Annotated in this window: 20 protein-coding genes; 16 read left to right on the top strand and 4 right to left on the bottom strand. The window is 66.3% G+C overall.

Going from position 1 to position 19789, the window contains the following annotated elements; genetic code table 11:
• Position 1: 1 nt before the first annotated feature.
• On the top strand, positions 2-1462 hold the full coding sequence (locus ACFQU0_RS14860) for a TrkH family potassium uptake protein (protein WP_382202108.1): 1461 nt from the start codon (positions 2-4) through the stop codon (positions 1460-1462).
• Between the two features lie 9 nt (positions 1463-1471).
• On the opposite strand, the gene ACFQU0_RS14855 is transcribed toward ACFQU0_RS14860, so the two are convergent.
• Positions 1472-3100 carry a hypothetical protein gene (locus tag ACFQU0_RS14855; protein ID WP_382202106.1) on the bottom strand — a complete coding sequence of 543 codons (1629 nt, stop codon included), beginning with the start codon at positions 3098-3100 and terminating at the stop codon, positions 1472-1474.
• 98 nt (positions 3101-3198) lie between these two features.
• Here ACFQU0_RS14855 and ACFQU0_RS14850 point away from each other — a divergent pair, with 98 nt between their 5' ends.
• The 3 genes from ACFQU0_RS14850 to ACFQU0_RS14840 are packed head-to-tail and all read left to right on the top strand — an operon-like array spanning position 3199 to position 4705.
• Positions 3199-3642: a rhodanese-like domain-containing protein gene (locus ACFQU0_RS14850; RefSeq protein WP_382202104.1), complete on the top strand. Its 444-nt coding sequence runs from the start codon at positions 3199-3201 to the stop codon at positions 3640-3642.
• 5 nt (positions 3643-3647) lie between these two features.
• Positions 3648-4037, top strand: coding sequence for a YchJ family protein (locus ACFQU0_RS14845; RefSeq protein WP_382202315.1), 390 nt, complete (start codon positions 3648-3650; stop codon positions 4035-4037).
• Positions 4034-4705 (top strand): HAD family hydrolase, encoded by a 672-nt coding sequence (locus ACFQU0_RS14840; protein WP_382202102.1) that lies wholly within the window; start codon positions 4034-4036, stop codon positions 4703-4705. The genes ACFQU0_RS14845 and ACFQU0_RS14840 overlap by 4 nt, the downstream gene beginning before the upstream one ends.
• Here ACFQU0_RS14840 and ACFQU0_RS14835 read toward each other — a convergent pair.
• Entirely contained in the window at positions 4695-5729 is a 1035-nt protein-coding gene (locus ACFQU0_RS14835; RefSeq protein ID WP_382202100.1) for an AraC family transcriptional regulator, read from the bottom strand. The genes ACFQU0_RS14840 and ACFQU0_RS14835 overlap by 11 nt on opposite strands.
• A gap of 118 nt (positions 5730-5847) precedes the next feature.
• On the opposite strand from ACFQU0_RS14835, the gene ACFQU0_RS14830 reads away from it, so the two are divergent.
• The 11 genes from ACFQU0_RS14830 (at position 5848) to ACFQU0_RS14780 (ending at position 16148) form a co-directional block, all read left to right on the top strand.
• On the top strand, positions 5848-7455 hold the full coding sequence (locus ACFQU0_RS14830) for a carboxyl transferase domain-containing protein (protein ID WP_382202098.1): 1608 nt from the start codon (positions 5848-5850) through the stop codon (positions 7453-7455).
• A 7-nt stretch (positions 7456-7462) separates the two neighbouring features.
• Complete coding sequence (locus ACFQU0_RS14825) at positions 7463-7972, top strand: DinB family protein (protein WP_382202096.1); 510 nt, start codon at positions 7463-7465, stop codon at positions 7970-7972.
• Positions 7969-8763 (top strand): enoyl-CoA hydratase/isomerase family protein, encoded by a 795-nt coding sequence (locus ACFQU0_RS14820; RefSeq protein WP_382202094.1) that lies wholly within the window; start codon positions 7969-7971, stop codon positions 8761-8763. Before ACFQU0_RS14825 ends, ACFQU0_RS14820 begins: the two co-directional genes overlap by 4 nt.
• Positions 8764-8787: 24 nt before the next feature.
• Complete coding sequence (locus ACFQU0_RS14815; protein ID WP_382202092.1) at positions 8788-9495, top strand: DUF4126 domain-containing protein; 708 nt, start codon at positions 8788-8790, stop codon at positions 9493-9495.
• Positions 9496-9613: 118 nt separating this feature from the next.
• On the top strand, positions 9614-11620 hold the full coding sequence (locus ACFQU0_RS14810) for an ATP-binding protein (protein ID WP_382202090.1): 2007 nt from the start codon (positions 9614-9616) through the stop codon (positions 11618-11620).
• An 86-nt stretch (positions 11621-11706) separates the two neighbouring features.
• The gene (locus ACFQU0_RS14805; RefSeq protein ID WP_382202088.1) at positions 11707-12645 is read left to right on the top strand and encodes a 2-hydroxyacid dehydrogenase; all 939 of its coding nucleotides are present in this window, start codon (positions 11707-11709) and stop codon (positions 12643-12645) included.
• A 111-nt stretch (positions 12646-12756) separates the two neighbouring features.
• Entirely contained in the window at positions 12757-13722 is a 966-nt protein-coding gene (locus ACFQU0_RS14800) for an Abi family protein (RefSeq protein ID WP_382202086.1), read from the top strand.
• 107 nt (positions 13723-13829) lie between these two features.
• A complete protein-coding gene (locus ACFQU0_RS14795) occupies positions 13830-14747 on the top strand; it encodes a hydroxymethylglutaryl-CoA lyase (protein ID WP_382202084.1) in 918 nt (305 codons plus the stop codon).
• A complete protein-coding gene (locus ACFQU0_RS14790) occupies positions 14747-15391 on the top strand; it encodes a LysE family transporter (protein ID WP_382202082.1) in 645 nt (214 codons plus the stop codon). Before ACFQU0_RS14795 ends, ACFQU0_RS14790 begins: the two co-directional genes overlap by 1 nt.
• 13 nt (positions 15392-15404) lie before the next feature.
• Positions 15405-15902 carry a YbaK/EbsC family protein gene (locus ACFQU0_RS14785; protein WP_382202080.1) on the top strand — a complete coding sequence of 166 codons (498 nt, stop codon included), beginning with the start codon at positions 15405-15407 and terminating at the stop codon, positions 15900-15902.
• 9 nt (positions 15903-15911) lie between these two features.
• A complete protein-coding gene (locus tag ACFQU0_RS14780) occupies positions 15912-16148 on the top strand; it encodes a DUF1289 domain-containing protein (protein ID WP_382202078.1) in 237 nt (78 codons plus the stop codon).
• On the opposite strand, the gene ACFQU0_RS14775 is transcribed toward ACFQU0_RS14780, so the two are convergent.
• Entirely contained in the window at positions 16121-17866 is a 1746-nt protein-coding gene (locus ACFQU0_RS14775) for a diguanylate cyclase domain-containing protein (RefSeq protein ID WP_382202076.1), read from the bottom strand. The genes ACFQU0_RS14780 and ACFQU0_RS14775 overlap by 28 nt on opposite strands.
• A 78-nt stretch (positions 17867-17944) precedes the next feature.
• Here ACFQU0_RS14775 and ACFQU0_RS14770 point away from each other — a divergent pair, with 78 nt between their 5' ends.
• Complete coding sequence (locus tag ACFQU0_RS14770; protein ID WP_382202075.1) at positions 17945-18622, top strand: 2-hydroxychromene-2-carboxylate isomerase; 678 nt, start codon at positions 17945-17947, stop codon at positions 18620-18622.
• Positions 18623-18632: 10 nt separating this feature from the next.
• Here the strand turns inward: ACFQU0_RS14770 and ACFQU0_RS14765 are convergent, their stop codons facing one another.
• Positions 18633-19703 (bottom strand): substrate-binding domain-containing protein, encoded by a 1071-nt coding sequence (locus ACFQU0_RS14765; RefSeq protein WP_382202073.1) that lies wholly within the window; start codon positions 19701-19703, stop codon positions 18633-18635.
• Between the last annotated feature and the right edge of the window lie 86 nt (positions 19704-19789).

Here is a 19789-nt window from a genome sequence, read left to right as displayed (position 1 = left end):
CGTGTCCATGTTTTTGCCTGTTCTTGCGGTGCTGGCGCGTGTCCAGGTCGCGTTTTCGCTGGCCTTTCTGGTGCCGCTGGGCTGGGCCCGCTTTCACGACAGTGTGGCGGTGCAGTGGGTGTGGATGGGCAGTTTTCTGCTGTCGCTGGTGTCGGGGTTGGTGCTGTGGCAGGCCACCCGCCACCACCGGCGCGAGTTGATGGCACGCGACGGTTTTTTGCTGGTCAATCTGGTCTGGGTCATCCTGCCCGCATTTGCTGCGGTGCCGCTGATGTTCACCGTGCCCGACATCACCTGGACCAAGGCGTATTTCGAGGCCATGAGCGGGCTCACCGCCACCGGTGCCACCGCCTTGGCCGGGCTGGACCAGCTGCCCGTGGCCGTCAACATCTGGCGCTGTTTTCTGCAGTTGATCGGTGGCCTGGGCATCATGCTGCTGGTGGTGGCGGTGTTGCCCTTGCTGGGTCTGGGTGGTGTGCAGCTCTACAAGGCCGAAACCCCTGGCCCCATGAAAGACACCAAGTTCACCCCCCGCATTGCCGAAACCGCGCGTGGTCTTTGGGGCGTGTACTTCCTGTTTTCGGTCCTGTGCATGCTGGCCTACCGCTGGGCCGGCATGAGCTGGCCCGACGCTTTCATGCACATGTGCACCACCATGGGCCTGGGGGGCTCCTCGTCGCACGATGCGAGTTTTGGTCACTGGGATTCGCCGCTCATCGAAGCGGTGGCGGTGGTGTTCATGACCCTGGCGGGCATCAGCTTCCTGCGCTACTTCATGGTGTTGCGCACGCGTTCCATGCGCCCCATCCTGGGCGACCGCGAGATCCGCACCTACCTTATGGTGTTGCTGGCTTCCATCGCGCTGCTGACCCTGTTGCTCATGGCGCGTGGCGTGTACACCGACTTCCTGGCGGCCCTGCGCGCCAGCGCCTTCCACGTGGTGTCGGTGGCCACCACCACCGGCTACGCGTCCACCGACTACGCGCAGTGGCCGGCCTTCGCGCCCATCTGGTTGATTTTTCTGGGCTGTTTTGTGTCCTGTGCCGGCTCCACCGGCGGTGGCATCAAAATGGTTCGCATGGTGCTGCTGGTCAAACAGGCCCGGCGCGAGCTGGTGCGCATCATCCACCCCCGCGTGGTCAACCCCGTCACGCTCGGGCGCGGCGTGGTGCCGCCCACCGTGATGACCGCGGTGCTGGGCTTCATGCTCATTTACGGCGCCTGCACCATGGGCCTGACCATGCTGCTGTTGTTCTCGGGCCTGGACATCGTGACCGCCTTTTCGGCCGTGGTGGCCACGCTCAACAACATCGGCCCCGGCCTCGGTGATGTGGGGCCTGCGGGCAACTTCGGTGGCCTGACCGCGTTTCAAACGTGGATTTGCACTTTCGCCATGCTCTTGGGCCGGTTGGAGCTTTTGAGCGTGCTGGTGCTGTTCACTGGCCATTTCTGGAGAAAGTGAACTCGCCACTCAGCGTTTCCACACCGCAGCAAGTGCCAAACATTTCTGCCAGGGGCTCAGTTGCTCGTCGCTCAGTGCGTCAAGGAAGTCGGACAGGCGCTTGGACTTCGCCATCGTGTACACCGTCAAGGCAGAGGTCGCCACAAAAACCACGGCAAAAAAGCCCAGCCGTCGAGACAGCGGTGCATCGGCTTCGGCGAGCAGGTTCATGCCCAGGAAACCGGTGGAGATGGTGCCCACCAGGCCAAAGATGGTGACCACCGTGAGGCGCACCACGGTGTTGGCCTGGCGCCTCAGGCTGTCGGTTTCGAGGTAGCCGCTCATCTCGCTCACACGCTCGCGCACCTCGGCGTAGAGGGCGTCGGTCTGCAGGTGCTGGGCACACATCTTGAACAGGGTGCGCGCCTGCGCCTGTTCGGCCACTTCGTGAAACCAGTAGCGGTGGGTGAAACGCAGAAAGGACTCGAAGACGGCGCGGATCTCGCGTTTGAAGCGGCGCACGCTGTTGATGTCCAGCACGTCCAGCTGTCGCAGGGCCTGTGCCAGCCGGTCGGCGAACATCAGCAGGGCGGCCTTCTGGAAATGCGCGATCAGGAACAGCAGAAAGTGTTGGTGCCGGAACTGCGCCAGCACACCGCGTTCGGCGCAGGTAAAAAATGGTGACGCTGCGTCGCCCGTCACCACCAGCGAATGGCCGCTGCACAGGTAGCGTGTGTGGGGGGCGGCGCCTTGGTCAACCCAGAATCGGTCGTAGCAGTAACGGTGCTCGAAATCGGTGCTGTCGCCCTGTACCGCATCAACACCACCCACCAGTGCCAGGCGCACGAAGTCTTCACGGCTCAGTGCCTTTGGTTGGTCCATCGCCAAATAGGCCATCAGCGGCATGCGGTAGTACTCAATCTGCCGAAACCGCAGCGGACCTTCGCTGCCCGAGTGATCGCTCACCAGCGGGTGCAGCAGGTAGGCCCAGTGAGCGGCGATGCGCGGCGCCCGGTGTTCGCACACGTGCGCCAGAAACAGGTCACGCTGCTGCGCGTCCGACCTGGCCAGCACCTGCCCGTTGGGGTCCAGCCATTCGGCCTCGGCCAGGCAGTGCTGGGCCTGTCCGTGTTCGTCCCAGCCGCCGGGGTAGCCGCGTCCCAGCCGGTACAGCAGGTCCTGTGCCTGGGGCAGTGGCAGATCGCCGGTGCACAGCTCGACACAGAGAAACACCACGTCAACGTCGAGAAAAAAATACAGATCAATGTGGGCGATGTCCAGGGTCAGCGGCGGGTCGCCCGGGCGGGGCACCACGCGCGCCTGCGCCACGTCTCGGCGTCGATAGACCCGCATCGCCGCGCCGGTTGCGTGATGGCGGGAGCCGCTGCCGGCATGGTGGCGGCCTTCGCCGTACAGAAAACGTTGCACAAACGGCAGAAAGGTCACGAACTCGTTGTAGTGCCGCTCGTGAAAACCGGCGGCATCGCCGGTGTACTCGTCCACCACCTCGCGCCACGGGCTGTCGGGCAGACTCTCCAGCGTTTGCCAGGGGCGGGCGATGCGCCCGCCCGCGCCAGCCTGGGGCATCAGGCGCAGCGGCCAAAGCAGCACCTGGCGCAGGTGGCGCACGTTGGGCGGTGGGGTGGTGTCGCTGTGCATGGTCTCCTCCGGTGTCTTCTTGTGGCCGCATCGTAGCCGCAGTGCTGAGGCGCACGGCACAATCGCTCACAATGCCGCACCCCCACCAGGAGACCCCCATGCCCATCACCAAAGGATTCCGCGCGCTGGTGGACGAAGCCACGGCGCAGATCACCACCTACACCGTGGCCGAGGTGGCCGAGCGGCTGACAAGCGGCGACGCCCGCCTGCAACTGGTGGACATACGCGACGTGCGCGAACTGGAGCGCGAGGGCACGGCCCCCAGTGCCCTGCACGCGCCGCGTGGCATGCTCGAATTCTGGGTCGATCCCGATTCGCCGTATTTCAAGCCCGCGTTCGGCGATGAGAGCAAGGAGTTCGTGCTGTTCTGCGGCGCGGGTTGGCGCAGCGCCCTGGCCACCAAGGCCTTGCGCGACATGGGCATGACCAACGTGGCGCACATCGATGGGGGCTTTGGCGCCTGGGTCAAGGCCGGTGCGCCGACCGAAACGCTGGAGCAGCACAAGGCGCGCACGGCCAGCCGCAAGACCGCCTCCTCGTGACGACCGTGGCCGATGCATGCCCTTGTGGCCGCCTGGATGCGCGCGGCCGGCCGCTGCCCTACGCCGCCTGCTGTCAGCCCTGCCATGACGGCCAGCCCGCGCCCGATGCAGAAGCCCTGATGCGCTCACGTTACAGCGCCTTTGTGCGCCAGAACGCGGCCTACCTGCTCGCCACCTGGCACCCGACCACACGGCCTGCCACCTTGGATTTTGAGCCGGCACAACGTTGGTTGGGACTCGATGTTCGCGCACATCGGCGCACGGACGATACCCACGCCGAGGTCGAATTCGTGGCGCGCTCGCGGGTGGCGGGCCGCGGCCAGCGTTTGCACGAACGCAGCCGCTTTGTGTGCGAGGCCGGGCATTGGTTCTACGTGGACGGAGACCTGCTGTGAGCGCGCCGCGTTTTGAGGCCGTGTTGTTCGACTGCGATGGCGTGCTGGTGGACAGCGAACCCATCGTCAACCGCGTGCTGTTGGGCATGTTGCAGGAGCTGGACTGGGTGGACACCCTGCTCACCCGCGATGCCATCGATCACCACTTCACCGGCCGCACCATCCGCGACGTGATGACCGCCTGGGCGGCCGAGCGTGGCCACGCACTGCCGGCCGACTGGATGGAGCGCTTTCTGGAGCGCCGCAACGCGGCGATTGCGGCCGAGTTGCTGGCGGTGGACGGCATCCACGACACGGTGGCCGCGCTGCATGCCTCGCAGCAAGGCCGCATCGCCTGTGCGTCGGGTGCCGACCGCTTCAAAGTGGAGATGCAGTTGCGCCAGGTGGGCCTGCTGCGCTGGTTCGAAGGCCGCGTCTTCAGCGGCCACGAGATGCCGGCCTCCAAACCCGAACCCTATGTTTACCTGGCCGCCGCCGTGCATTTGGGGGTGGCGCCCGAACGTTGCCTGGTGATCGAAGACAGCGCCGTGGGCGCGCGCGCCGGCCTGGCTGCGGGGGCGACGGTGTGGGGCTACTGCCCGCAGGGGCATGGGCGGGCGTTTGCCGGGTTGCCGGTGGCGCGGGTGTTCTCGCACATGAGCGCGTTGCCGGGTTTGCTTAAGGCTTGAGTGACTGACGAAATTCGGCCGGCCCCAGGCCGGTCCAGGATCGGAAGGCGCGGGAGAAACTTTTTTCGTTGCGAAAGCCGGCCGCTTGCGCGACCTGTTTGATCGGGCGGTCGGTGCGCAGCAGCGCTTCGGTGGCCACCGTGCGGCGCACCTCGTCTTTCAGCGCCTGCAACGTGGCGCCTTCCTCCTTGAGCTGGCGGTGCAAGGTGCGCGCCGAAACGTGCAACAACGCGGCCAGGGCCTCGGCGCTGTGGCTGTGCTGCGGCTGGTGCTGCAGCGCCTGGCGCACACGCTCCACCAGCAAGCGGTCGCGGTGGTACTGGCGCACCGTTAAGGGCAGCGCGCGTTTGAGCATTTGGTTCATGGCCGCTTCGTCTCGGCGCAGGGCTTGTGCCAGGTAGCGGGCGTCGAACTGCAGGCGGGCCGGCCCGTCGTTGAAGTGCGTTTCGCCACCGGGAAACAACACGCGGTAGACCTCGCCATGGGCCGGGCGCGCACACGGAAAGTGGGCTGAGAGCAGCGGTAGGCGCGAGGCGATGAACCAGCAGGCCAGGCCGTGGGCGTTGCGCAGCACCGACACCAGGCAGAACTCGCGCAGCGCGCCCAGGTCGCGCCGCTCTTCCAGCGCCAGGGTGGCCACGCCATCGGCTTCGCTCAGCGTCAGGGCGATGTCGTCGGTGAGCAGGCTGTGGTGGCGGCACCAGCGTTTCATGGCCCGGCCCAGGTGGGGTGCGCCCAGCGAGGCGCGCGCGAGCATGCCGTAGCTGCCCCAGGGCAGGCGGCGCGAGAACCAGCCCAGGGCCTCGTCGTCCAGCTCGCGCATCGCCGCCTCGGACAACCACTCCATCTGGCCGGCGGTGATGTGGGCGCCGTCCTGTTGCACCAGCTTTGGCGCAATCTGTGCTCGCGCCAGCGCCCCGTCAGGCGACATTCCCCGCTGGTTGTAGGCCAGGCAAATGGCACGCACAAAGGCGATCGGTGTGGCGGCGGTTCCTTGGGAAAGCAGGTGGTCAGGTGATGGCACGATTTGCAACCTCCCTGTCCAGTGTAAACCCGGCTTTGTGCCTAAGCTGTGTGCCACTACATTGAGTGACCGTGCGCCCGATCCCGGGCGCGGGCCGCTACCCATCGAGAGACTTTCCATGCCCCAGCTCGACACCCAACTCAACGTCCGTTCGGCCGAGTTCCAGGCCAATGCCCTGGCCATGCGCGCCGTGGTGGATGACCTCAAGGCTCAGGTGGCGCGCGTGGCGGCCGGTGGCGGCGAGGCCGCACGTGCCAAACACACGGCGCGTGGCAAGCTGCTGCCGCGCGACCGCGTGCAAATGCTGCTCGATCCCGGCACGCCCTTTCTGGAGCTGGCGCCGCTCGCCGCCCTGGGCATGTACAACGACGACGCGCCCTGCGCCGGCATCGTGGCTGGCATTGGCCGCGTGAGCGGCACCGACTGCCTGATCGTCTGCAACGACGCCACCGTCAAGGGCGGCACCTACTACCCCATGACGGTGAAAAAGCACCTGCGTGCGCAGGAGATCGCGCGCGAAAACCGCCTGCCCTGCATCTACCTGGTGGACTCGGGCGGCGCCAACCTGCCCAACCAGGACGAGGTCTTCCCCGACCGCGAACACTTTGGCCGCATCTTCTACAACCAGGCCAACATGAGCGCGCAAGGCATCGCGCAGATCGCGGTGGTCATGGGCAGTTGCACCGCTGGTGGCGCCTACGTGCCGGCCATGAGCGACGAGACCATCATCGTCAAGAACCAGGGCACCATCTTCCTGGGCGGCCCGCCGCTGGTGAAGGCGGCCACCGGCGAGGTGGTGAGCGCCGAAGACCTGGGCGGTGGTGACGTGCACACCCGCCTGAGCGGTGTGGCCGATCACCTGGCACAGAACGACATGCACGCGCTGGCGCTGGCCCGCCAGATCGTGAAGAACCTCAACGTGGCCAAGCGCCCCAACATCGCCATCCACGCGCCGGTGCCGCCGCGTTTTGCGGCCGAGGAGTTGTACGGCGTCATCCCCACCGACACCCGCAAGCCATTTGACGTGCGCGAGATCATCGCCCGCATCGTGGACGACAGCGATTTCGACGAATTCAAGGCCCGCTTTGGCAGCACGCTGGTGTGTGGTTTCGCTCGCATCGAAGGCATTCCCGTGGGCATCATTGCCAACAACGGCATCCTGTTCTCCGAGTCGGCGCTCAAGGGCGCGCACTTCATCGAACTGTGCTGCCAGCGCAAGATCCCGCTTGTGTTCTTGCAGAACATCACCGGCTTCATGGTCGGACGCAAGTACGAAAACGAAGGCATTGCACGCAACGGTGCCAAGCTGGTCACGGCCGTGGCCACGGCGGCGGTGCCGAAGTTCACCGTCATCATCGGCGGCAGCTTTGGCGCCGGCAACTACGGCATGTGTGGCCGCGCGTACAGCCCGCGTTTCCTGTGGATGTGGCCCAACGCGCGCATCTCGGTGATGGGCGGCGAGCAGGCCGCCAGCGTGCTGGCCACCGTCAAGCGCGACGGCATCGAGCTCAAGGGTGGCCAGTGGAGCATGGAGGAAGAAGAGGCCTTCAAGGCGCCCATCCGCCGCCAGTACGAAGACCAGGGCCACCCCTACTACGCCACCGCCCGCCTGTGGGACGACGGCGTCATCGACCCGGCCGACACCCGCCGCGTGCTGGCGCTGGGCCTGAGCGCTTCGCTCAACGCACCCATCCCCGACACCAAGTTCGGCCTCTTCCGCATGTGAGGCCGGCATGAACCCGCACACCCATTTTTCGCAGCTGGCCCGCTACAACGTGTGGGCCACGCGCCGCCTGCTCGACGCGGTGGCCCAGGTGCCCGAGGCCGACTACCGGCGCGACATCGGTCTGTTTTTCAAGAGCATCCACGGCACGCTCAACCACCTGCTGGTGGGCGAGCACTTTTTGTGGTACCCCCGTTTTGCAAGGGGGGTGTCGCCCATGGTGGCGCTGGACAGCGAGGTGGAACCCGACCGTGCGCGCCTTGCGCAGGCGTTGCAAGGTGGCGCAGCCAACTGGTTGCCGCTGATCGAAAGCTGGCCGACCGAACGTTTTGAGGGTGTGCTCAGCTACACCACCACACGCGGTGAACCCACCACACTTCCTTTTGCGGCCATTCTTTCCCACGTGTTCAACCACGGTACCCACCACCGGGGCCAGGTCACCGCCGCGCTGACCGCGCTCGGCCATTCCTGTCCCGTGCTCGACCTCGCCTATTGCCTGCAAGAGGAAGCCCGCGCATGAATTCACCGACAAAGGCCCTGACCCTGGACGTGCAGACAGGTGTGGCCCGCATCACGTTGAGTCGCCCCGAGGTGCGCAACGCCTTCAACGACGAAGTGATCGCCGAGCTCACGCAGGTGTTCACGGAAGTGGGCCAGCGCGACGACGTGCGGGCGGTGGTGCTGGCGGCACAAGGCCCGGCCTTTTGTGCCGGTGCCGACCTGAACTGGATGCGCCGCATGGCCGACTACACGCGCGAAGAAAACCTGGCGGACGCCGGCGCGCTGGCGGCCATGCTGCGCGCGATTTACGAGTGCCCCCAACCCACCATCGCCCGCGTGCAGGGCGACGTGTACGCCGGTGGCATGGGCCTGGTGGCCGCGTGCGACATCGCGGTTGCGGTGGACACGGCGGGCTTTTGCCTGAGCGAGGTCAAGCTGGGTCTGATCCCGGCCACCATCAGCCCCTACGTCATCCGTGCCATGGGCGCGCGCGCCGCGCACCGCTACTTCCTCACGGCCGAGCGCTTCAGTGCGGCCGAGGCCCACCGCATCGGCTTCGTGCACGAGGTGGTGGCGGCCGATGAACTGGATGCGCGTGTGGGTTTGATGACACAAGCCCTGGTGAACGCCGGGCCCGCTGCGGTGAAGGCCTGCAAACGCCTGGTGCGCGATGTGGCCGAGCGCGAAATCAACGACACGCTGATCGCGACCACCGTGGACGGCATCGCCGACATCCGCGCCAGCGCCGAAGGGCGCGAAGGCGTGTCGTCCTTTCTGCAAAAACGCAAGCCCCACTGGTTGCTGCCATGATGTGCCAATCATCAGGGAGCCCACATGGATCACACACTTCACACCGTCTGGCAACAGCTCACGCTCTGGTGGCAGGCCGCCTTCGGCCCGGTCGCCGGCACGTTGGGCAGCGCCACCGCACAGCTGGACATGACCAGCCTGCTGGCACTGGCGGCGGCCCTCGGTTGGGCCAGCGGGCTGCGGCTGTACCTTGTGGTGTTTGTGGTGGGCTTGAGTGGCGCGCTGGGTCTGTGGGCCTTGCCCGGCGGGCTGCAGGTGTTGCAGCACCCGGCGTTGCTGGTGGTCAGCGGCGGGCTGCTGTTCGTGGAGTTTTTTGCCGACAAGATTCCCGGCCTCGATTCGCTGTGGGACCTGCTCAACAGCGTGTTGCGGGTGCCGGCGGGTGCGGCCTTGGCGGCTGGGGTGTTTGGTGCCGACAGCGCCACCATGGCCCTGGTGGCAGCTTTGCTGGGCGGCACGCTGGCGGCCAGCAGCCAGGTGGCCAAGACCACCACCCGCGCGGCCATCAACACCTCGCCCGAACCGTTTTCCAACGTGGTCGCCAGCCTGGCCGAGGACGGGTTGGTGCTGGGCGCCCTGTGGCTGGCCACGAACCACCCGCTGGTTTTTGCGGGCGTGTTGACCGTGGTGGTGCTCCTTGCCGCGTGGATCACCTGGGTGTTGCTGAGTTTTCTGCGGGCCGCATGGCACCGCTTGTCCCGACTGTTATCCGGTTCTGAAAAGGTGGCTTAGATGTTCTCCAAGATTTTGATTGCCAACCGCGGTGACCAGCGGCGGAGCCGCGCAGCAGCGAAGCTAAATTGCGTGGCACGCGTAGCGTGCGCAGGCGAATTCACCGCGGAGATGTCACATGTTTAAAAAAATTCTGATTGCCAACCGCGGTGAAATCGCCTGCCGCGTGGCCGCCACCGCGCGCCGCCTGGGCGTGCGCACCGTGGCGGTTTGCTCCGATGTGGACGCCCACGCCAAACACGTGGCCCTGTGCGACGAGGTGATCAACCTCGGCGGCGCCGCGCCCAAGGACAGTTACCTCAAGTGGCAAGCCATCATCGACGCCGCCCGCGCCACTGGCGCGCAGGCCGTGCACCCCGGCTACGGCTTTCTGAGCGAGAACGAGGCCTTTGCCGACGCCTGCACCCAGGCTGGCCTGGTCTTTATCGGCCCGCCCTCATCGGCCATCCTGGCCATGGGCCTCAAGGCCGAGTCCAAGCAGCTGATGGAAAAGGCCGGTGTGCCCCTGGTGCCGGGTTACCACGGCAGCAACCAGGACCCGGTCCTGCTCAAGGCCGAGGCCGGGCGCATTGGTTACCCCGTGCTCATCAAAGCCAGCGCGGGTGGCGGTGGCAAGGGCATGCGCGCGGTGGACAAGGCCGAAGACTTCGAGGCCGCGCTGGCATCGTGCAAACGCGAAGCCATCAACAGCTTTGGCAGCGACGCGGTGCTGATCGAAAAATACGTGCAGCGCCCGCGCCACATCGAGATCCAGGTGTTTTGCGACACCCACGGCAACGGTGTGTACCTGTTCGAGCGCGACTGCTCGGTGCAGCGCCGCCACCAGAAGGTGCTGGAAGAAGCACCCGCGCCTGGCCTCTCGCCCGAGATGCGCCAGCAGATGGGTCTGGCCGCCGTGGCCGCCGCGCGTGCGGTGAACTACGTGGGTGCCGGCACGGTGGAGTTCATCGTGGAGCAGCGCGACGACGGCAGCATGAATTTCTTCTTCATGGAGATGAACACCCGCCTGCAGGTGGAGCACCCCGTGACCGAGGCCATCACCGGCCTCGATCTGGTGGAGTGGCAGCTGCGCGTGGCCTCGGGCGAGCCGCTGCCGCTGAAGCAGGACGAACTGCGCATGCACGGCCACGCCATCGAAGCGCGCATCTGCGCCGAGAACCCCGACAAGCAGTTCCTGCCCGCCACCGGCACCTTGCGTGTGTACCGCAAACCCGAGGCCAGCGCCTTCACCCATGGGGCCGTGCGTGTGGACGATGGTGTGCGCCCCGGCGACACCATCAGCCCCTACTACGACAGCATGATCGCCAAGCTCATCGTGCACGGCGACACCCGCGAACAGGCCCTGGCCCGGCTTGATGCTGCCCTGGCCCAGACCCACATCGTCGGCGTGGCCAACAACGTGCAGTTCTTGCGCCATGTGGTGCGCAGCCCGTCGTTTGCACAAGCCCAACTGGACACCGCCCTCATTCCGCGCGAGGCCGCAGTGCTGTTCCACCAGGAGCCGCTGGGCCTGGCGCTGGCGGCGGCCGCGGCCGTGTCGCAAACCCTGCACGATGAGGCGCAACAGGCCGGCAGCGACCCGTTCAGCCGCCGCGATGGCTGGCGTTCACACGGCGAGTTCGTGCGCCGTTTCGCTTTTGTGTTTGGTGGCGAAACGGTGCAGGCCCAACTGCGCTACGCCCACGATGGCGCCCTGGCCCTGACGGTCGGCGAGGGCGAAACCGCCGTGACTGGCCCGCTGGTATGGCGTGTGACCGGTGCTGGCCTTGAAGTCGCCTTCAACGGCCAGCGCACCGAACTGCGGGTGGACTGGCAGGGCGAAACCGCCCATGTGTTTGCGGCGCAGGGCGCCACCCAGATTGTCGAGATCGATCTGCTGGCCCACGCGGGCGAGGCCGCAAGCGAGGGCGGGCGCCTCACCGCGCCCATGCCGGGCAAGGTGGTGTCGTTTGCGGTGAAAGCGGGTGACAGCGTCAAGAAGGGCCAGGCCCTGGCGGTGCTGGAGGCCATGAAGATGGAACACACCATCGCCGCCCCCGGTGACGGGCTGGTGGCCGAACTGCTGTACGCCCCCGGCGATCAGGTGGCCGAAAGCGCCGAGCTGATCAAGTTGACCCCGGCATGACCGGGGCATGGCGACGGTTTGTGGGGCGTGCCCAGCGCAGCGGCCGATAATCGCGGATCGATCATCCCGCCTTGCCGATAGCCCCCATGGACGTCACCTACATCAGCTTCTGTTGCACCGACACCAAACCCGAGCCCTGGCTCAGCGGCTTGCGCGCGGCCATCCCGCGCGCCCTGGTGGACGTGTGGCAGCCCGGCGCGCCCCGCGCCGATTACGCGGTGGTGTGGTCGCCACCCCAGCAGTTCATCGACGAGCAGACCCGGCTCAAGGCCATGTTCAACATCGGTGCGGGGGTGGATGGTCTGCTCAAACTGAAGCTGCCGAGCGAGCTGGCGGTGGTGCGCTTGGACGACGCCGGCATGTCGGTGCAAATGGCCGAGTACGTGTGCCATGCGCTCATCCGCCATTTCCGCGAATTTGACGGCTATGAGGCCGATGTGGCCGAGGGCAAATGGTCGTACCGCAAACCCCGCAGCCGCGCCGATTTTCCCGTGGGCATTTTGGGCTTGGGCGTGTTGGGCCAGCGCGTGGCCCAGGCCGTGGCCCAGTTTGATTTTCCGGTGCGTGGCTGGAGCCGCACGCCGCACAAGATGCCGGGCGTTACCACCTTCAGTGGCGAGGCCGAGTTCAACGAGTTCCTGGCCGGCACACGGGTGCTGGTCAACCTGTTGCCGCTCACGCCGCAGACCGAAAACATCCTGCGCCGCGACACCCTGCAGCGCCTGCTGCCCGGGGCTTACCTCATCAACGTAGCGCGCGGCGCCCACCTGGTGGACGACGACCTGCTGGCCTTGCTCGACATGGGGCACCTGGCCGGTGCCACGCTCGACGTGTTCCGCACCGAGCCCTTGCCGGCAGGCCACCCTTTCTGGAAACACCGCCGCATCACCGTCACACCCCACACTTCGGCGCGCACCCTGCGCGACGAATCCATTGCCCAGATTGCCGCCAAGATCGAGCGACTGCGCGCCGGCGAAGCGCCCAGCGTGCTGCCGGGGTTTGTGGACCCGGCGCGCGGGTATTGACAACGTGTGGCTCAGCGGAACTCAGTCCACCCTTGCTGGTTTGGTGCTCGCGGTAGCCAAGGTCGACATCGCTGAAGCATTGCCATGAGTTACCCCAAACCCTGGCTCACTTTGGAGCAGCAACTGGAGAAGCTGCGGTCGCGAGGCATGCACGTCTCCGACCCGGCCAAGGCCTTGACCTATTTGCACCGCATTGGCTATTACCGCCTTAGCGGGTATTGGTTTGCCTTTCGCGAGCGCTCGATGCCTTGCTGTGTGTGGGATGCGCGGAACGACAGACGGCAAGGCAAGGTGGAGACGTTGGCGCTGGACGGCTTCAAACCCGGCACGACGTTTCAGAACGCGGTCGATCTGTATGTGTTCGACAAGGAATTGCGCCTGCTCGTGTTGGACGCGCTGGAGCGTGTGGAGATTGCGCTGCGGGTGGACGTGTCCCACATGCTGGGCCAACTGGATGCTTTTGCGTATCTGCGTCCCACTCTCTTTCACCACACATTCAGCCAGGAGCTGAACCGAGACACCGGCGTGACCCGGCATCACGAGTGGCTGACCAAACATGCGCAGCTGATCCAGCGGTCGAAAGAAGAGTTTGTGACCCACAACCGCGCCAAATACGGCTTGCCGCTGGCCATGTGGGTGGCTTGTGAGGTGTGGGACTTCGGCACACTTTCCACCTTGTTCGGGGGCATGCGCGAGGCGGAGCAGGATGCGATTGCGGCGAAATATGGGGTGCGCAACGGGCGGGTGTTTGCCACCTGGCTGCGAAGTTTGAACTATTTGCGCAATGTCTGCGCCCACCACAGCCGTCTGTGGAACCGCAACATCGTTGACCAACCCCGACTGCCGTCGGAGGCGGAGATGCCTTGGGTTGCAGGCTTTGAGCGCAACCCTCATGCGTTGGCCAGGTGTTTCCTGCTGCTGCGGATACTCCGGCAGTTGTTTGGGGTGATCAATCCCACGTCGTCATGGCCGGACCGCATGCGCGAACATCTGGCGTCGTTTCCAGAGCTTGGGCACTTGGGGCTCAACGTGGCTGGCATGGGAGCGCCCATGGATTGGCCGGCCATTTGGGCGTGACGTAAACAAACGATCGGCAATAAAAAACCCCCAAGCAACTTGGCTGCCGAGGCAGTTGCGTTGAAGGGGGCCGTGTTGCACGAATATTAGCAGAAAGAGGCAAAGCAGTGACCACCAACAACATCCCCACCAGCGTCAAACTCATCGACGTCGGCCCCCGCGACGGGCTGCAGAACGAAAAACAGCCGGTGCCGGCGGCGGTCAAGATCGAGCTGGTGCACCGCTTGCAGGCCGCCGGCCTGAAGGAGATCGAGGTCACGTCCTACGTGAGCCCGAAGTGGGTGCCGCAGATGGCCGACAACCACGAAGTCATGGCCGGCATGACGCGCCAGCCCGGTGTGCGCTACAGCGTGCTAACGCCCAACATGAAAGGCTTCGAGGCCGCGCTGCTGGACCAGCCCGACGAGATCGTGGTGTTTGGTGCGGCCAGCGAAGCCTTCAGCCAGAAGAACATCAACTGCAGCATCGCCGAAAGCATCGAGCGGTTTGCCCCCGTGGTGCAAGCCGCGCTGGCGGCCGGCATCGCGGTGCGCGGCGCCATGAGCTGCACCGTAGGCTGCCCTTACGAAGGCGAGGTGGCGCCCGAGCGTGTGGCCATGCTGGCGCGGCTCATGAAAGGTATTGGCGTGCAGCGTGTGGACGTGGCCGACACCATCGGTGTGGGCACGCCGCTGAAGGTGCAGCGCGCCATCGAGGCGACACTGCCGCATTTCGACATCGACCACATCTGCGGCCACTTCCACGACACCTACGGCCAGGCCTTGTCCAACACCTACGCCGCTTTGCAGATGGGCGTGTGGAATTTCCAGTCCTCCGTGGCCGGGCTGGGCGGTTGTCCTTACGCCAAGGGTGCCACCGGCAACGTGTCCACCGAAGATGTGGTCTACCTGCTGCAGGGCCTGGGCATCAACACCGGCATTGACCTCGATGCCCTGGTGGATGCCGGTGCGTTCATCAGCAGCGCGCTCGGTCGCAAACCCAACTCGCGCGTGGCCACGGCCATCCTCAACAAACGGGCGGCGTGATGGAACTGCAAACCTGGATCGCCTATTTCGTGGCCTCATGGGCCATAGCCTTGTCGCCCGGCTCGGGGGCGGTGTTGTCCATGAGCCATGGCCTGGCCTATGGCGTGAAAAAAACCTCGGCCACCATCCTGGGGCTCCAGCTCGGCTTGGCCGTCATCCTGCTGGTGGCCGGCATGGGCGTGGGTGCCTTGCTGCTGGCGTCGGCCACGGCCTTTCTGGTGGTCAAAGTGTTGGGCGCGGGCTACCTGATCTGGCTGGGCTGGTCGCAGTGGCGCGCGCCGGTGGCCGCCCAGACCGATGCGACGCTGCTGCCCAATGCCGACCTCAGCGTGCGTCAACGGGTCACGCGCGGTTTCATCACCAACGTCACCAACCCCAAAGGCATCGTGTTCATGGTGGCGGTGCTGCCGCAGTTCATCGACCCCCAACGTCCCATGGGCTTGCAGCTGCTGATCTTGCTGGTCACCACCGTGGCGGTTGATCTGGTGGTGATGCACGGCTACGCCTGGCTGGCCTCCAGCCTGCAGGCCTGGATGCGTGGCGCCCGTGCGCGGCTGCTGCAGAACTGTGTGTTCGGCGGTGTGTTGATGGCCATGGGCGCCAGTTTGTTGATGGTGCGCCGGGGCGCCAGTGCCGCTGTTTGAAGAGACGTTCCCCATGAGTGAAAAAAACCTGCCTGAGGGTGTGTTGCGCGTGACCGCCGAATTGGCGCGTCTGGGCCACCCGCACGCGCCCGTGATGCTGGACGACGCGGCACGCACCGCCCAACAGGCCGCTGACGCCCTGGGGGTGGGCCTGGGCCAGATCGCCAAGAGCATCGTGTTCAAACGCAAACCCGATGGCGCGGCGGTGCTGGTGGTCACCTCGGGCGACAAACGCGTGGACGAAAAAAAGGTGCAGGCGCTGGTGTGTGCCGAAGGCCAGAAGCTGGGCCGCGCCGATGCCGACTTCGTCAAGACCAGCACGGGGTTCTCCATCGGCGGGGTGTCGCCCGTGGCCCATGCCCAGGCGCCCGTGCTGCTGGTGGACCGCGAGCTGTTCCGGTTCGAGGTCATCTGGGCGGCGGCGGGCCACCCGCACGGCGTGTTCCGTCTGGCACCGCAGGATTTGGGGACTTTGACTGGCGCACCGGTGGCCGATGTCGCTCTCGACTAAGCTGCCAGCGTGACCCACCCGACAACACCCCTGACCCTGGCCCGTGCGCGCAAAACCGCGCCAGCAGGAGCCGTGCCTTCGCCTTGTGTGGGCGTGTGCCGCATGGTGCCTGCCACCGGTTTGTGCGAAGGCTGCTGGCGCAACATCGACGAGATAGTTGCCTGGGGCCGCGCCAGCGACGCCGAACGGCTGCGCATCTGGGGCTTGATCGAGGCCCGTCAGGCCGAGGCCGTTTCGGGCTCGTAAAACGCGAATCCGCGGTGCGCCTGTTTGGCGCGGTACATGGCGGCGTCGGCATGGCGCAGCAGTTCGGTGAGCGTCCGCCCGTGTTCCGGGCACCGCGCGATGCCGATGCTGGCGTCCACGCTGATGAGATGCCCGGCGTGCAGCAAAGGCTGTTGCACCGCCTCGCACAGGCGTTGGGCCATGGCCGCGAGTTGTGCCGGTGTCTGACGTCCACCCAGCAGCACCACGAACTCGTCGCCACCGAGCCGCGCCACCAGGTCGCCCTCGCGCATCTGGCTTTGCAGGCGCCGCGCCACCTCGATCAGCAGGCGGTCGCCCACTTCGTGGCCGTAGGTGTCGTTCACGGGCTTGAAGCGGTCCAAGTCGAGCAACATCACCGCGTGGGCTTGTTGGTCGGCGGCCAGCTGTTCGGCGCGTTGGCTCAGGCCCACACGGTTGGCCAAACCCGTCAACGCGTCGGTGGCCACGGCTTCGGCCAGGTGGTCGGCCTCGCGGCGCAGCTCGGTCTGGCGTTGGCGCAGCAGGCGCACACGCGCACTGAGGGCGTAGGCAAACACCAGCATCTCGGCCACCACACCGATCTGCAGGCCGTTGGCCAACAAAAATGGCGCGTTGATGATGCCCCAGTTGACGCCGACCACCACCAACACAGAGAGGAACAACAGGGCTTGTCCACACAGGTACCAGGCGGCGGGCGCAAAGCCTTGGCGCCACACGCGAACCGCCGCCCAGGCGGCGAGCAAGGTGCCCGCAGCGGCACAGGTTTCCACCATTTGTTGCGCCCAGGCGGTGTGGCCTGCCAGCGCCAGCAACGCCGCCATGACCGCTGCGGCGATCACCCCCCACACCAGGCGGTTGGCCCAGACCAACCGTCTGGGCAGTTCCAGAAAACCCCGGCACAGCAGTGCGCCAAACAGAATCCACAGTGCCGAACCCAGCGTGTTGCTGCGCTGCTGTCCCCAGGGCCAATCGCCCAGCAGGTAGTGGGCCACGTGGCCGTTGAAGCTGGCCAAGGTGAAGAGGGCGGCGGCGCAAGTGAGCACGTACAACCCGTAGCTGTCGTGCCGGAACACATAGGCCAGCACCAGGTTGTAGACCAGCAGCGCAAACAGGATGCCATAGACGATGCCATCGAACAGGCGTTTGTGCTGGCGCGATTGCAGGTAGGTCACGGTGTCCCAGGCCGACACCTCCAGTGTCTGTGATGAGCGTGATTGCAGCCGCATGAACACCACGTAGCGGCCCGCCTGCTCCAGTTGCAGCCGCATGGCCGGTCTTTCGTTCGCCACCGGCCGGGTGGCGTAGGCCTGCACCAGGCCGGTCAGCACGGGAGGCGCCAGCGCCTGGCCGCGCGCGTCAAAGGGGCCAAAAAAGCGCACGTCGTCGATGGCAGTGGTGTGCAGGGCCAGCACCCAGTCGCCGTGGTGGCGGGCCTGTTCCACTTCCATGCGCAACCAATGAACCTGTTCATCCTGCCCGCTGCGTGTGCCGGGCACCATGGGCTCAAAACGGCCCGCCGCATGGGCGGCTTGTGCGCTATTCAGATCGGCGTCGCCCGAGGTGTCCACCCAGTGCAGCGCCTGGGCGCCCACGGGCTGACCCCGGCCTTCGGTGCGATCCAGCAGCACGGCGGCAGGCGCCAGCGTTTGCCAGCACAACAGGCAGAGGCACAACGCTGCCCGCCACAGCCCGCGCCAGGCGCAGGGTAAGGGGGTCATTGTTTTTGTTTCAGAATGGCCATGGCTCAACTGTACCCATGACGCAGTGTCCTGGGCGGGGCCTCCACCTTTGTTGCCGTGAAGACCATCACTTTTTTCTACGACGTGATTTCGCCTTATGCCCACCTGGCCTTTGAGGCCTGGCCGCAGGCCATGGCGGGCGTGGGCCATCGGGTGCGCCATGTGCCGGTGTTGTTTGCGGGTGTGCTGGCCCACCACGGCCAGTTGGGCCCGGCCGAGATCGCGCCCAAGCGCGACTGGACCTACCGCCAGGTGGCCTGGCTGGCGCACCGCGCCGGTGTGCGCCTGGACATGCCGGTGCATCACCCCTTCAACCCGCTGGCGTTGTTGCGCCTGGCGGCTGCGTGCGCCCTGCCGCCTGCTGCCCAGGGTGGCACCAACCGCTTCGTGACCGAGGCCTTGTTTCACCACGTTTGGCGCGGTGGTGGCGATCCCAACGACCCGGTCCGGCTGGCTGGTTTGCAGCAGCGTCTGGCCGAGCACATGGCCGAGTGTGGCCACCCCATGTCCGTGCCCGACAGCCCCGAGGTGAAACAGCGCCTGCGCGCTAACACCGAGGCGGCCATCGCGGCGGGGGTGTTCGGTGTGCCCACGTTCGAGGTCGACGGGCGCCTGTTCTGGGGGCAGGACGCCTTGCCCATGCTGCGCGCGTATCTGGAGGGCGATGCGTGGTTCAGCAGCGGGGCATGGGAGGCGGCCGCCCAGGTGGGGGCCGGGGTGGCGCGGGCGCGTTGAGGCGGGCGGCTCAGTCCGGAAAGGCGTCGCTCAAGGCCAGGGCCGTGCCCGTGCCACTGGCGTCGTAGCCACTCAAGGCCGCCACGCGGGCGCGGAAGGCCGGGGACTGCAACACGGACAGGACCGGCGGCAGGTCACCTTGCGCGAGCGGGTTGGTGGCCAGCGCGAAGAAGTAGCGCTCGCGTTGCAAGGGGATGAAATGCAGGCCGAAGCGCTGGGCCGCCGTCTGCACGCCCAGGCCCACGTCGGCCATGCCACTGGCCACAAAGGCGGCCACGGCCGCGTGGGTCAGTTCGGTCGTGTTGTAGCCGGTGATGGCTGCGGGCGCGATGCCGTGGCGGCGCAGCAGCAGCTCGGTCAGCATGCGGGTGCCCGAACCCTCGGGGCGGTTGACGAAGCGCACGCCCGCCCGGGTCAGGTCGGCCAGGCCGCGCACGCCCAGCGGGTTGCCCGGCGCCAGAAACAGCCCCTGGGTGCGCACCGCCAGCAGCACCAGGCGGTGCCGCTCGGGCGTGAGCCATTGCAGGTAGCGCTGCGCGGCTTCGTGCTGCAGTTCGCCCAGCGGGACGTGAAAACCCGCCAAGTCGCATTCGCCACGCGCCAACGCCGCCACTGCTTCCAGGCTGTTGCGGTAGCGCAGATCGATGGGCACGCGCCGCGCGGTCAGCAGCTCGTGCAGGGCAGCCACCGCAAAGCCGTGGCTGGCGTGAAGACGGCACACGGGCCTTTGCCGGCGTTGGGCGCCCGCCAGTTCGCCACCCATCTCGGAACCCATCGAGGCCAGCAAGGGTTGCAGGCGTGCGGCAATCCGCGCATCGGCCCAAACCATCCGCTGGGCGGCATCGCTCAGGTGTGAGCCCCGTCCTCGTTCGCGGCTCACCAGGGGTTGCCCCAACAGCCGTTCGCCCTCACACACCAGCCCCCAGGCCTTGCGGTAAGACAAGCCAATGTCGCGGCCCGCCTGCGCGATGCTGCCACGGTCCTGCACCGCCGCGAGCAGGGTCAGCAATGTGCTCACATCCAGCGTGTCGCCGGCCTCGCGCTCGAGGCGCCATTGGGGTTGGAGGGTGAAACGCAGCATCGTTCAATTATGCAAGTGTGTGCATATTAAAACGCGGAGGCGGTGCTACGCTGACTGGATGAACGAGACAACCACACCATCCAACG

The sequence above is a fragment of the Hydrogenophaga defluvii genome, from assembly GCF_042665235.1.
Classification (GTDB): Bacteria; Pseudomonadota; Gammaproteobacteria; order Burkholderiales; family Burkholderiaceae_C; genus Hydrogenophaga; species Hydrogenophaga defluvii_A.
This window is presented reverse-complemented; position numbering and strand designations above follow the sequence as displayed.

Coding starts and splice junctions, on each gene's coding strand:
- ACFQU0_RS14765 (WP_382202073.1), bottom strand. CDS start 19,703: ATGCTGCGTTTCACCCTCCAACCCCAATGGCGCCTCGAGCGCGAGGCC.
- ACFQU0_RS14790 (WP_382202082.1), top strand. CDS start 14,747: ATGGAACTGCAAACCTGGATCGCCTATTTCGTGGCCTCATGGGCCATA.
- ACFQU0_RS14855 (WP_382202106.1), bottom strand. CDS start 3,100: ATGCACAGCGACACCACCCCACCGCCCAACGTGCGCCACCTGCGCCAG.
- ACFQU0_RS14850 (WP_382202104.1), top strand. CDS start 3,199: ATGCCCATCACCAAAGGATTCCGCGCGCTGGTGGACGAAGCCACGGCG.
- ACFQU0_RS14825 (WP_382202096.1), top strand. CDS start 7,463: ATGAACCCGCACACCCATTTTTCGCAGCTGGCCCGCTACAACGTGTGG.
- ACFQU0_RS14785 (WP_382202080.1), top strand. CDS start 15,405: ATGAGTGAAAAAAACCTGCCTGAGGGTGTGTTGCGCGTGACCGCCGAA.
- ACFQU0_RS14810 (WP_382202090.1), top strand. CDS start 9,614: ATGTTTAAAAAAATTCTGATTGCCAACCGCGGTGAAATCGCCTGCCGC.
- ACFQU0_RS14805 (WP_382202088.1), top strand. CDS start 11,707: ATGGACGTCACCTACATCAGCTTCTGTTGCACCGACACCAAACCCGAG.
- ACFQU0_RS14815 (WP_382202092.1), top strand. CDS start 8,788: ATGGATCACACACTTCACACCGTCTGGCAACAGCTCACGCTCTGGTGG.
- ACFQU0_RS14820 (WP_382202094.1), top strand. CDS start 7,969: ATGAATTCACCGACAAAGGCCCTGACCCTGGACGTGCAGACAGGTGTG.
- ACFQU0_RS14830 (WP_382202098.1), top strand. CDS start 5,848: ATGCCCCAGCTCGACACCCAACTCAACGTCCGTTCGGCCGAGTTCCAG.
- ACFQU0_RS14775 (WP_382202076.1), bottom strand. CDS start 17,866: ATGACCCCCTTACCCTGCGCCTGGCGCGGGCTGTGGCGGGCAGCGTTG.